This is a genomic window from Micromonospora sp. S-DT3-3-22 (genome assembly GCF_015354745.1).
Classification (GTDB): domain Bacteria; phylum Actinomycetota; class Actinomycetes; order Mycobacteriales; family Micromonosporaceae; genus Micromonospora; species Micromonospora wenchangensis.
In genome coordinates this window covers 20,091-36,042 of sequence record NZ_JACGMO010000003.1, presented here as the reverse complement: position 1 = coordinate 36,042, position 15,952 = coordinate 20,091, and the positions used below count along the sequence as shown (strand labels likewise).

13 protein-coding genes are annotated in these 15,952 nt (G+C 75.4%); 5 read left to right on the top strand and 8 right to left on the bottom strand.

What is annotated here, in order from left to right; all coding sequences use genetic code 11:
- Positions 1-330, bottom strand: a complete 330-nt coding sequence (locus H1A17_RS01315; RefSeq protein WP_205789048.1) for a hypothetical protein — start codon at positions 328-330, stop codon at positions 1-3.
- Positions 327-857, bottom strand: a complete 531-nt coding sequence (locus H1A17_RS01310; RefSeq protein ID WP_228542701.1) for a hypothetical protein — start codon at positions 855-857, stop codon at positions 327-329. Before H1A17_RS01310 ends, H1A17_RS01315 begins: the two co-directional genes overlap by 4 nt.
- A 184-nt stretch (positions 858-1,041) precedes the next feature.
- Here H1A17_RS01310 and H1A17_RS01305 point away from each other — a divergent pair, with 184 nt between their 5' ends.
- Positions 1,042-1,845 (top strand): lytic transglycosylase domain-containing protein, encoded by an 804-nt coding sequence (locus tag H1A17_RS01305; RefSeq protein WP_145920251.1) that lies wholly within the window; start codon positions 1,042-1,044, stop codon positions 1,843-1,845.
- Positions 1,846-1,897: 52 nt separating this feature from the next.
- Positions 1,898-2,317, top strand: a complete 420-nt coding sequence (locus tag H1A17_RS01300) for a DUF4913 domain-containing protein (protein ID WP_194820822.1) — start codon at positions 1,898-1,900, stop codon at positions 2,315-2,317.
- A gap of 99 nt (positions 2,318-2,416) precedes the next feature.
- Here the strand turns inward: H1A17_RS01300 and H1A17_RS01295 are convergent, their stop codons facing one another.
- From H1A17_RS01295 to H1A17_RS01285, 3 genes are all read right to left on the bottom strand, one after another.
- Positions 2,417-3,481, bottom strand: a complete 1,065-nt coding sequence (locus H1A17_RS01295) for a zf-HC2 domain-containing protein (protein WP_168222507.1) — start codon at positions 3,479-3,481, stop codon at positions 2,417-2,419.
- A 100-nt stretch (positions 3,482-3,581) separates the two neighbouring features.
- Positions 3,582-4,136: a sigma-70 family RNA polymerase sigma factor gene (locus H1A17_RS01290; protein ID WP_145920254.1), complete on the bottom strand. Its 555-nt coding sequence runs from the start codon at positions 4,134-4,136 to the stop codon at positions 3,582-3,584.
- A 236-nt stretch (positions 4,137-4,372) separates the two neighbouring features.
- Positions 4,373-6,007, bottom strand: coding sequence for a beta-1,3-glucanase family protein (locus H1A17_RS01285; RefSeq protein WP_228542700.1), 1,635 nt, complete (start codon positions 6,005-6,007; stop codon positions 4,373-4,375).
- Between the two features lie 237 nt (positions 6,008-6,244).
- Here H1A17_RS01285 and H1A17_RS01280 point away from each other — a divergent pair, with 237 nt between their 5' ends.
- Positions 6,245-7,825 carry a ricin-type beta-trefoil lectin domain protein gene (locus H1A17_RS01280; protein WP_240762168.1) on the top strand — a complete coding sequence of 527 codons (1,581 nt, stop codon included), beginning with the start codon at positions 6,245-6,247 and terminating at the stop codon, positions 7,823-7,825.
- A gap of 141 nt (positions 7,826-7,966) precedes the next feature.
- On the opposite strand, the gene H1A17_RS01275 is transcribed toward H1A17_RS01280, so the two are convergent.
- Positions 7,967-9,451, bottom strand: a complete 1,485-nt coding sequence (locus H1A17_RS01275) for a S8 family serine peptidase (RefSeq protein ID WP_145920256.1) — start codon at positions 9,449-9,451, stop codon at positions 7,967-7,969.
- A 278-nt stretch (positions 9,452-9,729) separates the two neighbouring features.
- On the opposite strand from H1A17_RS01275, the gene H1A17_RS01270 reads away from it, so the two are divergent.
- The gene (locus H1A17_RS01270; protein WP_309236662.1) at positions 9,730-11,847 is read left to right on the top strand and encodes a hypothetical protein; all 2,118 of its coding nucleotides are present in this window, start codon (positions 9,730-9,732) and stop codon (positions 11,845-11,847) included.
- Here H1A17_RS01270 and H1A17_RS01265 read toward each other — a convergent pair.
- Positions 11,793-14,042 (bottom strand): hypothetical protein, encoded by a 2,250-nt coding sequence (locus H1A17_RS01265; RefSeq protein WP_194820820.1) that lies wholly within the window; start codon positions 14,040-14,042, stop codon positions 11,793-11,795. The genes H1A17_RS01270 and H1A17_RS01265 overlap by 55 nt on opposite strands.
- A 190-nt stretch (positions 14,043-14,232) precedes the next feature.
- Here H1A17_RS01265 and H1A17_RS01260 point away from each other — a divergent pair, with 190 nt between their 5' ends.
- Entirely contained in the window at positions 14,233-14,718 is a 486-nt protein-coding gene (locus tag H1A17_RS01260) for a hypothetical protein (protein WP_145920258.1), read from the top strand.
- A 250-nt stretch (positions 14,719-14,968) separates the two neighbouring features.
- On the opposite strand, the gene pdxY is transcribed toward H1A17_RS01260, so the two are convergent.
- A complete protein-coding gene (pdxY, locus tag H1A17_RS01255; RefSeq protein WP_145920259.1) occupies positions 14,969-15,820 on the bottom strand; it encodes a pyridoxal kinase PdxY in 852 nt (283 codons plus the stop codon).
- Between the last annotated feature and the right edge of the window lie 132 nt (positions 15,821-15,952).

Genomic DNA, 15,952 nt, shown 5'->3' with positions numbered 1-15,952 from the left:
TCAGAGTCCGAGGTCGCCGAAGAACGTGACGAGCGGGCCGGCGGTCGCGCCGAGCGCGCAGCCGATCGCGATGAACACCGCCCCGCGGAAGTGGTCGCTCATTTCCCCGGGTACGCCCCGGTTGAGTTGGATGGCCATCGAGATGCCGAGGATGAGCAGCCCGGCGACGCCCGCCGCGCTGACCCCCCAGGCGAGCAGGTTCAGCAGGTCGTCGGCCGCGCCACCGGCCGGGTTGTACGGCGGTGGGGGCTGGAACGCCGGCAGCGGGGAGGGCGCCGCCGCCGGACCGCGCGCCAGGAACGCGGCGACGATCCCGTGCCCGGAGGTCACGGTGTCCTCCCCTCGCCGGCCAGCCCGGTCGCCGCCCGCAGCCGGTCCAGGGCCTTGGGCATCCGTGCGGGCTGCTGTCCCAGCCGCCACGCCGGAATCCACGGCACCCGGTGCACCGGCGCGACCGACCGCAGCACCCGGATCCGGCGGGCCAGCGCCGGCGGCAGCCGGCCCGGGGCGTCGGCCAGCAGCACCAGGCCGACCAGCCGCATACCGGGCGGGTGACGCCCTTCCCGCAGCACGTTGAGCGCCCGGGACATCGCCCGCATGCCCTCGGCGTTGGTCCGGCCGACCAGCATCACCGTGGCCGGCTCCGCCCGCGCGGCGTCCGGCCACCGGCAGCCGAGATCGACGCCGCCGAAGAGCCGGGTCAGCGTCGTCGTGCCGGCGCCACCGTGCGCCGCGATCCAGCCCAGCCCCGTCTCGGACAGGGACCGCCGGGACGCCGCCGTCGCGGGACCGGTCCGGGCGGACGGCGGCCCCGGTGGCATCCGCGGTGCCGGGTCGGTCATCGTCGCGGACCCCATGCACCCACCTCCTCGGAAATGTCGCTCCACGTCGTCGCCGTCCCGGTTGAACCACCCCGGGTCCGGACCCGTCGGTACGGCGGGCCGGGCGGTCGACGGACGCCACTACGACGGGTCCCGCCCCCCGGTTCACGCCGGGGACGAACTTTTTCCACCGCGATTGCGACCAGGCACGGGAGGCGACATGGCAGCGTCCGACAACGACGGCGCACAGCCGACGCAAGGGTCCAACCGGAGCAGCGCGGCGCTGATCGGCGCGGCGGTCGCGGCCGGGCTGAGCTGCCTGGCCACCCCGGTGGTCGGGGTGGTCGGGGCCGCCGCCGTGTTCGTGATCGGCGCGTTGGGCGTGCTGCTGGCCCCGCTCGTCGCGCTGATCCTGCTCTTCGGCGGCGGCGGGGGCTCGGCCGACCCGGTCAGCGTCGCCGACGACTCGCTGGCCGCCGCGCAGGGCGACGGCAAGGGCACGCTCGACCCCGACCAGGTGCCCGAGGGGCTGGCGGACAGCATCGAGGACGCCGGGAAGACCTGCACCCAGATCGGACCCGTGGTGATCGCCGCGCAGATCGAGGTGGCCTCCGGGTGGGACCCGGCGAAGGTCGGCCCGAACGGGGAGAAGGGCATCTCCCAGCTCCCACCTGCGGTCTTCACGCAGTACGGCGAGGACACCGACGACGACGGCGACACCGACGCGGTCGACGAGGAGGACTCGATCGCCGCCCAGGCCAAGCACGTCTGCGCCCTGGCCGGGCAGGCCCAGGCCCTGCTGGACAACGGTGAGGCGATCGGTGAGGTGCTCGACCTGACGCTCGCCGCGTACGCCGTCGGCATCGACGAGGTACGCCGGGCCGGTGGCGTCCCCTCCACCAACGCCGCCCAGCTCTACCTCGCGCAGGTCCGGTCCCTGTTCGCCAAGTACCAGGGGCTCGGTGGTCCGCCGCCGTCGTTCCCGCCCACCGCCTCGCCCAGCCCCACCGCCTCGGGCGACTGAACCGCACCGACCGGCGGAACCGATCCGACCGGCAGACCGATGAGGAGTGTCCATGACGGTGACCACCCCGCAGGAGCAGACCCGCGCCGACGACGCGCCGCCGGACGACCGGCCGTCCACCTCACCGTTCATCCTCTACCTGCGCGACGACGAGTACGTCGAGGAGCTGGAGTTGCTCAGCAATTGGGTCCGGCTGCTGCTCGTGCCGATCTACGCCCGGGAGGCGTCCTCGACCGCGCCCTGGTGCGGGCAGTGGTGGCGGCACCCCGAGGCGGTGGCGCAGTTGCACGGACTGTGGTTGGCGTGGCAGGAACTCACCGGCCCGGAGGCGGGGCTGTGCGGCCCGGCCAACTGGCACCGCGACTACCTGGAACCGGTGCTGACCAGCCTGCGCAACCCGGCCGGGCCGTTCGCCGGCTGCAAGGCGGGCGCGCACCGGGCCAAGGAGGTCCCGCACACCGACCCGTACTGACCACGGCGTCCCGTCCGGCCCCGGACCTGACCTGCCGGTCCGGGGCCGGACGGGATCGGGCCCGGGCAGATCGGGGCCGGGCAGGGTCGGGCGGGTGGCTCAGCGGGAGATCGGGGCGGTGACGATCGCGGTGCCGTCCACCAGGCCCACGGTGACGAAGGCCAGGTCCGCGACCGGCAGCGACAGTTCGCCGGTCACCTCCTGCGGGCCGGTCGAGGCGGTCCAGTCCCGTACCACGTGGGTGACGCCGTCGCGGGTCACCGCGAACAGGCGGTACCGCAGGCCCTGGCGCAGGCCGGTGGCGGTGATCCGGATGGTGGAGCCCCGCCCCTCGTCGGTGGTGATCGCGACGGAGAGGCTCACCCCCTCGGCCGGCGCCTCCCCGGTCGCGGTGAGCACCACGCCGCTGCGGTCGCCGAAACCGGAGACCACGGCGATCCCGCCGGCCAGCACGACGGCCACCAGCGCGGCGGCCACCCCGCCCCAGAGGACCATCCGGCGACGGCGGGACGGATCGGCGGGACGGGTGCCCCCCGTGCCGGAGGCCGTCGCGGGCCGGTCCCCGCCGGGGCGGCTGCCCGCCCCCCGGCCGGTGGTACGCGGGCCGGCACCCCGACGGGCACCCCGGCGGGGTGCCGCGACCGGCGGTACCTCGGTGAGCGGCTCGGCGTCGACGGCCGGGGCCGGGCCGTCGGCTGTCACCGGCCCGCCGTCGGCGGTGGGTGACGTCGGCAGGGAGTCGGCGGGCGGACGCGCGACCGGAACCGGTGCCGCCGGCTCGTCGGCGGGCGGACGGGCGACCGGAACGGGCGTCGCCGGCTCACCGGAACCGGTGGGGGGCGGCGGGTCCACCGACGGCGGGCCGCCCGACAGCGGGTCGACCGGCGGCGGGGTCGCCGGGGCCTGGGCGCGGTCCGGCGGTGGGCCGAACTCGGGCGGCAGCGGGAACTCGGGCGTCAGGCCGGCGAGGTCGTCCCAGTCGGCGGCGTCCAGCCCGCCGAGGGCGCTGGTCACGCCGCCCATCTCACCCGCCGCGGACAGGCACTCGTCACAACCGGCCAGGTGGGCCTCGAACGCCACCCGGTCGGCGTCGTCGAGCGCGCCGAGCAGGTAGAGGGCCAGGGCGGCGTGCTCGGCGGTGGGATGTTCACCCCCGGTGCGCATCACGCCCTCCTTCTCGACCCGGAGACACCGGTGACGGTGTGACGACCCCCGGGACGGCAGCCGTCCGGCGGATCGAGCGGGAAACCGACACGTCGCGTCATCACGACGACTCGGTCGGGCCGATCGCTGCGTGCAGCGCGCGCACCGCATAGTACGTTCTGGACTTTACCGTACCCTCCGGGATTCCCAGTCGCTGCGCGGCCTCGGCGACCGAGGAGCCCTTGTAGTACATCTCGACGAGCACCTCACGGTGCTCCGGTTTGATCTGCTGCAACGCCAACCGGACGGTGTGGGTGCTGACCACCCGGTCCATCTCGTCGTCGGCGGAGGCGAGCCGGTTGAGGTCGGGGATGGCCACCTCGGGCGGGCGGGACTGCCGGGCGCGCATCGCGTCGATGGCCACGTGCCGGGCGACCGTGTAGAGCCACGGGGCGATCCGGCGCGGGTCCTCCGCCAGCGTCTCCAGGTTCCGCCAGGTACGCAGGAACGTCTCCTGGACCAGATCCTCGGCGAGTTCCTGCCGGCCGAGGACCAGCCGGGTGAGGAACCGCAGCAGCGGTCCCCGGTACTGCTCGTGGATCCAGCGCATCAGGGCCTCGGGGGAGGCCCGCTCGGTCGCCGCGTCGCCGGTCACCCCGGGCGCTTCGTTGGGCACCGCCGACACAGAACGCCTCCCCCTGACGTACGGGTCACCCCCGTACGGCCGCGCCGTCGTCTCGACGTCGAGCCCGCCTAGGAAGAGAGCATAACCGTGCTCATCGGACGGTCGACCGGGCCGTCGACCGGTCGACCGGTGACGCCGGGACGCGGCGGCGGACGGCGCGGCGGCGGACGGCGCGGCGGCGGCCCACCGGTCGGTGTCGTACGCCGGGGCGACGAGGGTGGCCGCGCTCATCGGGTGAAACGCAGCCAGCGGACGTTGACGAACTCCTCGGGTTGCCCGCTGGCGAACGTGAGGTAGACGTCGTGCACCCCGGTCACCGGGGCGAGGTTCCCCGGCACGGTGACCCAGTTCTGCCAGCCTCCGGTGCCGGCCACCGCGATGGTGCCCACCGGCGGCAGGCCGGGGGCGTCGAGGCGTACCTCGATCAGGCCGGAGACCCCCTGCGGCGCGCCGGAGGCCACCCGCACCTGGAACTGGGTCGCCGGCTCGCGACCGAAGTCGACCCCCCGGTATCCGGCCCAGTCGCCGTGGGCGAGGAAGCCCAGGTGCTCGCCGCCCTCACTGGACGGTTCGGTCCGTACGCCCTGCTGCCGGTCGAAGCCGGCCGCCGGGATCTCCTGGCCCACGCCCCGGGCCGCGGCGGCGACGACCGGTGGCCCCTCGACGACCTGGCGCTCGACGACCACCGGGCGCTCGACCTCGGGTTCCGGTTGCCCGGCCGCGCCCCCGCCGAACGGGGTCAGCGTGATGGTCACCTCCCGGGGCGCGGTGTCCTGGATGTAGGAGGCGTCGTCGGCGACGTCGTCGAACGGGAAGCCGTACGCCCGGCCGTCGGCGCTGTGCCGGTGCAGCACCCGGGAGTAGTGGTTGGTCACCGGATGCTGGTAGTAGGCGTCCCGACTGGTGGTCGGCTGGTCAGGCTGGTCGAGCACCGACCGGTTGAACCCGGCCCCGAGGACCGCCGCCACCGGCCCGGACCGCCCGTCGTTGGGTGCGGCGAGCGCCCCGTCGCAGTGGAACACGTTGAGCGTGGAGGGCCGGTCGAAGGCGCGTACCCCGCCGTCGAAGGTGAACCGTCCGTCGACGACCCGGCCCCGGAAGGTGCCCGTCGGCCCGTGGACCCGCAGCTCGGTACGGCTGTACCGGTCCCAGGTCTCGGCGATGTAACCGTCGTAGTACGCCGGGTCGAAGCGGCCCGTCTCGATGCCCTTACCCGGTGCGATGACGCGCAGCCCGTCGCCGAGCACCAGCCGCTCGAAGCCGGGCTGGCGGGCCAGCTCGGCGAAGATGGCGTCCCGGCCGCCGTCGACGAGCTTGCCGGTGGCCTGCTCCACGTCGCCGAGCAACCGGATCGACAGCGGGATGCTGAACATGTCCACGGTGGTGGTGTTGCAGAACATTCCCGAGGCGTTGTAGGTGAATTCACAGCAGTCGTGCAGCACGCCGAAGCTCGGGTCGTCGGCCATCCAGCCGACCGGGTACTGCAACGCCGGCCGGCCGTTGCCGTCGGTGACCACGGTGAACCGCAGCTGGCCGTCGATGGCGAAGTAGATCCGGCCCGACATCATCGGCAGGACGAACCGGGTCACCCCGGAGTCGGCCAGCCGGACGCCGATGTCGGCGGCGCCGTCCGGGCCGTTGTGCGCCGGGTCGGCCGGGGTGAACCGTCCGCTCTCCCGGACGTAGCCCATCGCCCCGGTCTCCGGGTCGGTGCCGACGACGTACATCCGGATCGCCGAGTTGGCGAACCGGCCCGTGCTGTTCACCACGTTCAGCGGCAGGCCGCCCGAGGCCCGCGCCCGCGAGATCAACGGGGCCGCCACCAGCGGCACGCCGACCACGGCGGCGCCGGCGAATCCCATCCCGAGTACCCTGCGGCGAGAAAGCATCTCAAGCTCCGATCAACGACACGGCCATCGCCGCCGATGCCCGGTGTGACTCCGGCCCGGCCCGGCGGTAGCCACGTTGACGGCCCGCTACGCCCCTCGGTTCAATGTCGACCGGACCAAAATCATCCGATCCGATTCGAGCCCGGTGAACCAAGGACATCGCGCATCCGTCACGACAGCGATGTCGCCACGCCGGAAGGGACACCTCCCGTGAAATCCGATCACCCCTCCGTACTCGCCCGACTGGGGTCGATCCCCCGTCGTACCGCAGCCTTCGTCGTCGCCGGACTCGCCGTGCTGTCCATGGTGGTGGCCGCTGTCGGCTGGGGCGCGGCCGAGGCCCGCGACGACGACCTGACCGGTCGGCCCGTCTCCAAGGAACACCTGACGACCATCCAGGCCGCCGCCCGTTCGTGCCCGACGCTCACCTCGGCCCGGCTGGCCGGTCAGCTGATGGCCGAGTCGGGCCTCGACGGCCGGGCCAGCCGGACGGCCTCCGGCGGGCAGGGCATCGCCGGTCTCGACGCCGCCGCGTGGAAGGCGTGGGCGCCGTGGCCCGGCGCGGAACGCTCCGACCCCGCCGCCAACATCCTCGCCCTGGCCCACCTGATGTGCGACCTCAGCGGCCAGGTCCGGCTGGCGGACGTCCCGGGTGACACCTGGCGGCTCTCGCTGGCCGCGTTCCACACCGGCCTCGACGAGGTACGCGACGCCAAGGGGGTGCCCACCGACGCGGTCAGGTACGTCGACCAGGCCAGCGGGTACGCCGCCTACTACGGCAAGCTGACCGCGTTCGGCGGTTCCGGCCAGGCCCGCCCCAGCTCCGGCGTGCAGCAGCCCAAGGCGGTGCCCGGCAGCTACACCGCGCTCGTCGTCCGGGCCGGCTCGGTCTGCCCCGAGGTGACGCCGCCGCTGGTCGCCGCGCAGTTGATGGCGCTGTCCGGGTTCGACGCCAACCTGCTCGGCCCCGAGGGGCAGCGGGGCGTCGCACAGTTCCGACCCGAGGTGTGGCAGGCGTACGGCCCGTCCGACGCCTCGGCCTGGGACCCGCAGGAGGCGATCCCGGCGTCCGGCACCGCCCTGTGCGCCCTGCACAAGGAGCTGTCCGGGCTGGAGGGTGACCCGTCGCTGCTGGCGCTGGCCGCGTACCGCAACGGGCCCGCCGCCGTCCGCCAGGCCGGCGGTGACCTGGACGCCGGGACGCAGGCGTACCTGCGGACCGTGCGGGAGCACGCCGACTACTACGCCCTCGACAACCGGCTGCGGCCGAAGCCGCCGTCGGCGTCGCCGTCCGCCAGCCCGACGGTGACGCCGCCGGCGTCACCGTCGCCCAGCCCGGAGGGCAGCTCGGCCGCCCCGCCACCGCCCGCGAGCCCGTCGGCCAAGCCGGCGGCGGCGCCGACCCGACCGGCCGGCACCAAGCAGCTCGTGGGCAAGGAGACCGGGCTGTGCGTCACCGCCGGGACCAGCGACGGGGTACGGGCGGTGCTGAACAAGTGCCGGGAGGAACGCTCGCAGTGGTGGGACTTCCGCTCCGACGGCAGCGTCCGGGCCAACGGGCTCTGTCTCGACGTGGCCTGGGGTGAGAAGCGCGACGGCACGCCCGTGCAGGTCGCCATCTGTAGCGGCAACCCCGCCCAGAAGTGGGAGTGGATCGAGTACAACGGCCGCACCTCCCTGTTCAACCGGGAGACCGACCGCTGCCTGGACGTCGACGGGCACGGCGTCGGCGCGCCGATGATGTCCTGGATCTGCGTGTTCAATCCGAAGCAGACCTTCAGCCGGCGGTAGCCGACCCCGGGTCGCGGGCTCCGGTGGGCCGTCCTGGTCCACCGGAGCCCGTCGGATGTGGGGCCACCTCGGGGCGTTCCTCGTCGAGTTGTGGTGGCGGACAGGCGGACGCCGGCGTCAGCGGTCGGGCCGGTGACGGGCTCAGCCGGCGAACCGGCGGCGACGCAGCCGCAGGCCGAAGACCACGCCGACGCCGCAGAGCAGCGCGATGCCGAGGATGACGGCGAGTGCCGCGCCGGTGTTGCCCTCCTGCTGGCTGGCCACCTGGTTGCGGTCGTCCACCGCCACCGACACCGAGGCGGCCGGGTTGATCATGCCGGAGCCGTACTTGGCGTCGGGGGCCGCGCCGATCGCGTCGGCGGTGCTGCGGATGCGCTCCTTGACCTGGGCGGCGGTCAGGTCGGGCTGGGCCGCCCGGATCAACGCCGCCTGCCCGGCGACGAACGCGACGGCGAACTCGGTGCCGGTGTTGCTCACCGCCCGGCCACCGCCGACCCCGAGGCTCGCCACGTCCACCCCGGGCGCGACCACCTCCACCGCGCCCTCCACGTACTGCTCGGCGAGCTGGTCGCCGGCACCGACGCCGCCGGTGAACAGCAGCGCGCCGCCCCCGGACCGGCCGGCCGGGGACGGCGGCGTCATCGCCTTGGTCGGCGCACCGACCACCAGCAGGACGTCGTGGTCGAGGGCGGTGGCCACGGAGGACGCCACCGCCGGGTCACCGAGGTCGACGTGCGAGCCGACCGCGACGACCGACGCGCCGGCGCTGACCGCCACCTCGATGGCGTTCGCCGCGTCGGCCGCCCGCGCGGCACCCGAACCGCGCACCACCCGCACGGGCAGGATGGTGGCGTCCGGCGCGATACCCACCGGGCTGCCGTCGACACTGCTGTCACCGGCGATGATGCCCGCCATGGCGGTGCCGCTGCCCAGGCAGTCGGTGTCCCCGCGCCCGTTGCCGACGGTCACGTCCGCGCCGACCGCCACCCGGCCGCTGAGCTGCTGCACACTCGCGTCGACGCCGGTGTCGACCACCGCCACCTTGACCCCGTTGCCACGGGTCAGGGTCCAGGCGCTGTCGGCGGCCATCCGCAGCTGCGCCCAGTCCGACCGGCTGCTCGACCCGGTGGTGGCGGTGCACTTCGGGCCGGTCGCGCCCGGTCGCGGGCTGCCGCCCGTCCGGGTCGGGCTCGGATTCGGGCTCGGGCTGACCGCGTCGGGCGTGGGACCGGCCGCGCCGGAGGGCCGGGCACTCGGGGTGGGCCGCCTGCCGGTCGGGAGCTGGCCGTACTTCACCCCCTCACCGGCCGCGTCCCAGGGCAGCACCAGCTGCCAGCCGGCCTTCAGACGGCCCGGGTCGGTCAGCCGGGACCCGTCGGGCTGCACGCGGCCGGTGTTGAGGTGGTAGATCTCCGCAGACCGTTCGCCGCTGCCGAGGAACCGCCGGGCGATCGCCGTCAGGCTCTCCGGCTGGCCCTGGTACTGCGCCGCGACCACGTAGTACTTCACGTACGGCTGCGGATCGTTGGTGGCCTTCGCCACAGCCGGCCCGGTCGGCGCCATCAGCACGCAACCGGCCATCGCCACCGCGAGCAGGCGGGCAAGGATCGAGCGCTTCGCCAGCACTGGGTGTCCCCCTTCAGTCACCATGGCCGAGCGTCACCGGCCTTCACCGTCTATTGCGGATCAGCGGCCGGTCCGTTCAAATCAATCTGAACCAGATTTCCATGATCCTCGTCATGAGGTCAGCCGAGGGTACCGGCCGCCGATGACGGGAACATCTCCTCGGGCCGTCCCCCGGTGGAGACGGGTGACCGGCAGGCGGACGTCCGTCCACCACCGACGGTGGCGACGAGCGGCGGGCCGGGCGATCAGGTGCCGGTGGAGACGAAGGTGGGGCGGCGGTGAACGGGCTCGGGCGCACGGCGGAGCCGGCGGGCGGCAACGGCTTGGACCGGGTGCCGGCCACCCGCCGCTTCGACCCGCGCCGGCACCGCCGCATCGCCGGCCTGTACGACCTCTGGCTGGCCCCGGGCCCCGGCGGACGACTGGTGGTGCCCACCGCCCCCGGCCGGCCGCTCGACGCGCGGGCCGTCGCCACCCTGGTCCGGCACGGCGCGGACGCGGCACAGGACGTCCGGATCCTCGCCGACGACGGGGCCCGGCACCTCGACCTGTTCACCGAGGTGGCCGGGCTGCTCGGGCACGACGTGCTGGTCAGCCCGGACGGCTCGGACATCAGGCACACCATCGACCGGTCGGCCACCGGCCCCGCCCGGCCGGCCCCCGACAGCGGGCCACTGGACGCGGTGCCGCTGGACCGGGTGACCCGCCAGCCGATGGACTGGCTCGTGCTCCAGCCACCGGATCTCGCCACCTCCCTGCCCGGCTGGTTCGCGGTGGACGACGGGCTGGTCCGTCCCCGTACCGGGGTGGTGGGGTTGCCGCTGCCGGACGGCCTCGCCCTGGCCACCAGGGCCGACTTCGTGACCAGGCGGGCCACCGCGCACCGCCTCGGCGCGTCGACCGGGGTGGTCACCGTCGCCGTCACCGCCCGCTCCGGCGGCTTCCTCGTCGGCACCTACAGCGGCACCCAGGACGTGCACAGCGGCGGGCAGCTCGCCGCGCTCCTCGGCGACCTGCCGCTCTACGGCGCCGACCTGCGGCTCTGGTTGACCTGGCCGTCCGACGCCGACGAGCAGGCCCGGCTCGTCGCGGAGGTGGCCGAGCTGGCCGAGACGACCGGGGCCACCGTCTGGACCCCGCCCGCAGGCGGCCGGGCCGAGCTGATCGACGACCGGCGTGACCTGCGGGCGTTCGACCCGACGGGCGCGGTCGCCGCGTGGCAGGCACACCGACCGAGGTACGCCGACGGCCCGTCGACCCTGGACGCGACGCCCGAGGGGCTGCTGGTGTCCCGGCGGGACCGGGAACGGATCGTGGTCGCCTCCCCCGCCGCCGGGGTCGTCGACAGCGGGCCGGCCGACGGGCACCCGGCACCGGCACGCGTCGACGATCCGACCCCCGGACCGGACGGCACCGCCGCTTCCTCCCCGGCCGACGTGACCGCCCCGACGCCGGTCGGCGACGACGCCGGGGCGGCGGAACAGCCGGCCGTGCCCCTCCCCCGGCCCGCCCTGGTCACCGAGAGCCGCCGCGCGGCCGACTACGGCCCACCCTGGTTGCGGCGCGGCCAGCAGGTCAACGCCGCGACGTTCGAGGCGTACGTCCTCGTCGAGGGTGATCCGGCGCGGGCGGTCGGCGACGGGGTGCCCGGCGTCGAGTTGTTCGTGGCCGCGTTCCTCGATCCCCGGTCGGCCCCGGCCGGCAGCGACCTGCTGCGGGTGCGGATCTCCCCGGGCGGCGCGATCCCGATGGCGGTGCTGCGGGCGCACGTGCCGGCGCGGTTCAAGTACGTCCTGGGCAGCCCCGACACCTACCTGCTGCCGGCCGCCCGGCTGGACCGGGTCCGACTGGTGGGCGGCTTCCGCTCTGACGGGTTCAGCCGGCTGCTGCCCACCGTGGACGCCGACGGCGAACCCCTGCGGATCCGTGCCGCGCCCACCAACCGGTCGGTCGCCGGGTTGCCGAACGACGTCCGCCGCTGGCCCGGCTTCGGCACCCGGGAGGCGTACGCGCTGCTGCCGGCCCGGTCCCGGGGGCTGCCCCGGGGCTGGTTGCCGCTCTACCAGCAGCGGCCGGTGGCCCGGCCGGGCCGGCTGCTGGTGGAGGTCCGGGTGCCGGCGGGACGCACCGTCGACGTCGGGGCCACCCACACCATGCTGGCCGGGCTGACCCTGGTCCGGACCAGGGTGGACCGGCTGCACCGGGCCGGGGTGGACCTGGTCCTCGGCAGCCGCTCGTACGACCGGATCGTGGTGCAGCGCGCCTTCCGGGCGCAGGCGGGCGGGTGGCAGCGGATCGGGGAGGTCACCCCGGGGCCGTTGCCGTCCGCCGTCGCCGGCCTTCAGTCCGCCGTACCGGCCCGGGTGGTGGACCCGCCGTCGACCGGGGACACCTGAACCGACCACCGGCCGGCCGGCACCGGTCCGATCACCACCGGCACGCACCGTCCCCCGGTGTCCGTGGCGAGTCGCCGTGCCCCGGCCAGTTCCGCACCGGCCAGGCCCGGGGTGAACACCACGTACGGCGCGGGCGGGTCGACGTCGGGGGCGGTCGCCGCCGGGAGCCCCGACAGTGGACGGCAACCCTCCGGGGCCTGCCCGCCGAGCACGTCGCCCACCGTGGCCACGCCGATCCCGCCGGCCCGCAGCCGCCGGGCGAACAGGGCGGCCGTCTGCCGGCAGTCGTCGGTGTCGCCGACCAGGGTGAGCACGTCGGGCGCCCGTCCCAGGTCGACGTGCAACCGCCACGGCCCCAGGTGGCCCAGCACCAGGGGCAGGGTCGCCGGGGGCGCGGCCTCGTCCGGGCCGAGCCAGGCGTACGCGGGCGCGCCCCGGCCCGCCGCGACCCCGACCAGCCGGACCCGGATCGGCCCGAGTTCGGTCGCCAGCTCGGTGCTCAGGTACGGGACCTCGTTGCCGGTCGGCACCGCCGGACGCGGCAGCTCCACCCCGACCCACGCACCGTCGGTCCCGGTGGGTGCCACGCCGGCCGACGCGGCGGTAATCCCAGATGCCGTCGCGGTCGGTGCGGCGACGGTCCCGGTCGACTGCGGCGTCGGGGCCGACGGCACCGCCGGAGCCGGGCCAGCCGGCGGCTGCGGGACGGCCGACGGCGCTGACCGGACGACCGCCGGGGGGACGGCCTGCGGCTGCGGTGGGACGGCCGGTAGGTCGACCGGGGTCGGTCGGGGTGGTGCCGACTGTGGTGCCCGGGGCGGCCAGACCGGCTTCACGGGCAGCCCGCCCGCCGTCGCCGGGGGCGACGGTCGGGTACCGGGGCCCGCCGCCTCCGGTGCCGCCACGTCGGTCCCCGGCCCCGGCACGGACTCCGACGCCGGCACGGACGTCGATCCCGGGACCTGTTCCGCCGCCGGGAGTTCCGCCGACCCCGGGGCCGACGTAACGGCCCGGCCTGCGGTCGACTCCGGTGGGGACGGCGGCCCCTCGACCGGTTCCGGCACCGGTGGTGCTACCGGCCCCGGAAGTGACGCCGATGCCGGCGCTGCGGTCGGTTCTGGCAGGGAGGCCGGTCCCGGCAGGACGGCCGGGTCCGGGCGGACCGATGCCGGCGGGGGCGCGGCGGCCGGCAGCGGTGCCGGTTCCGCCGCCGGGGGCGACGCCGACGGGGCGGTGGGCCGGACGGCGGTACGCGGTGCCGGCAGGACCACCGATGGCGGCGGGGGCAGGATCGGCGGGGTGACCGCCGGCGGGGCCGGTCGCCGTGCCGGTGCCGTGACCGGCCGGGTGAGCGGCGGTGCCGGCGGGGGCGACGGCATCGCCGCCGACGTTGACGCTGCGGACGACGGGCGGGTGACCGGGGGCGGCGGGGTGTCCCCCTCCTCGGCCACCGGTCCGGCGGCGAGTTCGGCGGGAGTCGGGGTGTGGTGTCGCTGCGGCGGCCACGGCCCGTCGTCCTCCAGCACCAGCCGGCGGGGCCCGCCACGACGCAGCAGCAGCACGGCCACGGCGGCGAAGAAGACCGCCAGCAGCCCGGCGCCGACCCGGATCAGCAGCGGGTCCAGCCCGCCACCGGCCTGCGGAGGGTCGGGGGGCCGGGCGACGGCCCGGGTGGTCGCGGCGGCGGTCCCGGCCGGACGGGAGGGCGCTGCGGAGGACGGGGCCGCCGTACGCGGGGTCGAGCTGGGGCGGGACGGGGTCGAGGCGCGTGGGCTCGGGCTGGCCGGAGCCGGTGACCGTGGGCCCAGTTGCGGCAGCCGGCCGATCCGTACCCCCTGGCCCTGTGCGTCCTTGGGCAGCACGAGCCGCCAGCCGGGGCGCAGGACCACCCCGTCGGTGAACGTCTCGCCGTCGGGCTGGACCCGGCCGACGTTGAGTTCGACGATCTCCCGGAACCGGTTGCCGTTACCGAGGGTACGCAGCGCGATGGCGTAGAGGTACTCCCGTTGCCCGTCGACGGGTGGCCCGACGACGTAGTACCGACCGGTTTCGGCCGGCACCGCGCGGACCGGCCGTACCGCACCCACCGGTTGCGTCACACCCGCCGGCTGTGCCGCCTGCGCCGGCTGTGCCGCCACGAGCAGCGCGATCCCGGCCAGCAGCACCGTGACAAAGGCCCGCCGCATCCCCACCATCGCTTTCCACACCCTCGGTCCCACCGACATCCTCCCGTCCCGGCCCCCTTATACGAACCGGGGTGCCGACGGTTCAACCCGGGCCGGATCGTCCTGCGGGGCGGGCGCCGGTGCGCGCGGGGTCGTCCCGTCCGGCCGGTGGCACGCCGCCCGCGCGCACCGCGTCCGACGGTCATGCCAGGATGTGGCGATGTCGTACCCCCCTCAGCCGTCGTACCCGTCCGCGCCCGGCCCCGTCGCGCCGCTGATCGCCTACCCGCAGCCGATCCCCCCGCCGCCGGGGCACGCCGTGCTGGCCGTCTCGGTCAACCGGGGTCCGTATCTGGTGCCCGTCCCGTCCACCAGCCGTTTCAAGGTCGACAGACGGTTGGTGTCGATCCCCGGCGAGGGAACCTGGTACGTGGCCGTGCCGGCCGGGGCGCACGACATCCGTTACACGGACTTCATGGGCATCCCGATCGTCACCACCGCGCTCACCGTCCAGCCCGGAATGGTCTACCCGCTGTCGTTCCGCTTCGGCGGTTGGCGCAACCGGGTCCACGACGGGCAGGGCACCGACGTGACGAAGTTCGGGATGTGGTCGAACTACAGCATCCTGCTCGTCACGCTGGCCGTGCTGGGGGTGCTCTGCTGCGGGGGCTTCGGCCTGATCAGCACGCTCTCGACCTCCCCCTGAGCCGACCGGGGTCGGCCGGTCACCCGGGGCGGGGCGACCACCGGCCGGAGGCGGGGCGCGACCCGGTCCCGGGTGCGTTGGAGCAGCACCACGCTGACCAGCACCTGCCGGCCGCCGGCCGGGCCGGTGACCCGGTCACCGCCGACCGGTGAGGGCGCGCCGGGTCACCACCGCACCGCCGGTCGGACCGCGGCCGGGCCGGGCAGGGGGGTGCCGGTCGGGTGGCCGCCCGGACGCCGGGCCACGGGGGTCAGCGCAGCCGGCGGGCGGTGAACCGGGCCGGCGGGTCGGCGATGGCGTCCTGGGCGGCGACCAGTTGGATCTCCCGGGTGCCTGCGGCGAGGGTCCGCTCCAGCACGGTGAAGACCGAGGCGATGGTGCGTTCCAGCGCGATCGCGGGTGAGCCCGTCGTGCGCAGGTGGGCCAGGTAGAGCGCGGCGGTGACGTCGCCACCGCCGTTGGGGTTGATCGGCAGCAGCGGCGTGGTCACCGCCCAGGCGCCCTCGTCCGAGACGGCCACCACCTCCAGCGAACCGGCCGGCACGTCGTCGTGCAGCACGCTGGTCACCAGGACGTCCCGGGGCCCGGTGGCACGGACCACGTCGACGGCGTCCAGCACGGCGGTCAGCGAGGTGGTCGTCCGGCCGGCGAGGAAGTCCAGCTCGAAGTGGTTCGGGGTGATGATGTCGGCGCGCGGGACCACCACGTCCCGCAGGTACTCCGGAATGCCGGGCCGGACGAACATCCCCCGGCCCGTGTCGCCCATCACCGGGTCGCAGCAGTACACCGCGTCCGGGTTGGCCGCCCGGACCCGGTCGGCCGCGGCGAGGATGACCGCGCCCATCGCCGGGTCGCCCTGGTAGCCCGACAGCACCGCGTCGGCGGTGCCGAGCACCCCCCGGTCGGCGATGCCCTCGATCACCTCCGCCACGTCGGCCGGGGCCAGCAGCGGCCCGCGCCACGCGCCGTACCCGGTGTGGTTGGAGAAGTGCACGGTCAGCACCGGCCAGACCTCGTGCCCGAGGCGCTGGAGGGGGAACACGGCCGCCGAGTTGCCGACGTGGCCGTAGGCGACCGAGGACTGGATGGACAGGATCTTCACCGGCTCATCATGGCCGTTCCCCCCGACACCCCGGGGGCGGGCCCACCGATTCACCCCCGCGTCGTGGACCTCCCGGGGTCGGGCCGGGCTGTCGCGGTTGCGGCCGACCCCGGCGGCGTACGCGGGGTCGGC

Coding starts and splice junctions, on each gene's coding strand:
- H1A17_RS01310 (WP_228542701.1), bottom strand. CDS start 857: ATGGGGTCCGCGACGATGACCGACCCGGCACCGCGGATGCCACCGGGG.
- H1A17_RS01305 (WP_145920251.1), top strand. CDS start 1,042: ATGGCAGCGTCCGACAACGACGGCGCACAGCCGACGCAAGGGTCCAAC.
- H1A17_RS01300 (WP_194820822.1), top strand. CDS start 1,898: ATGACGGTGACCACCCCGCAGGAGCAGACCCGCGCCGACGACGCGCCG.
- H1A17_RS01295 (WP_168222507.1), bottom strand. CDS start 3,481: ATGCGCACCGGGGGTGAACATCCCACCGCCGAGCACGCCGCCCTGGCC.
- H1A17_RS01285 (WP_228542700.1), bottom strand. CDS start 6,007: ATGGGATTCGCCGGCGCCGCCGTGGTCGGCGTGCCGCTGGTGGCGGCC.
- H1A17_RS01265 (WP_194820820.1), bottom strand. CDS start 14,042: ATGGTGGGGATGCGGCGGGCCTTTGTCACGGTGCTGCTGGCCGGGATC.
- H1A17_RS01260 (WP_145920258.1), top strand. CDS start 14,233: ATGTCGTACCCCCCTCAGCCGTCGTACCCGTCCGCGCCCGGCCCCGTC.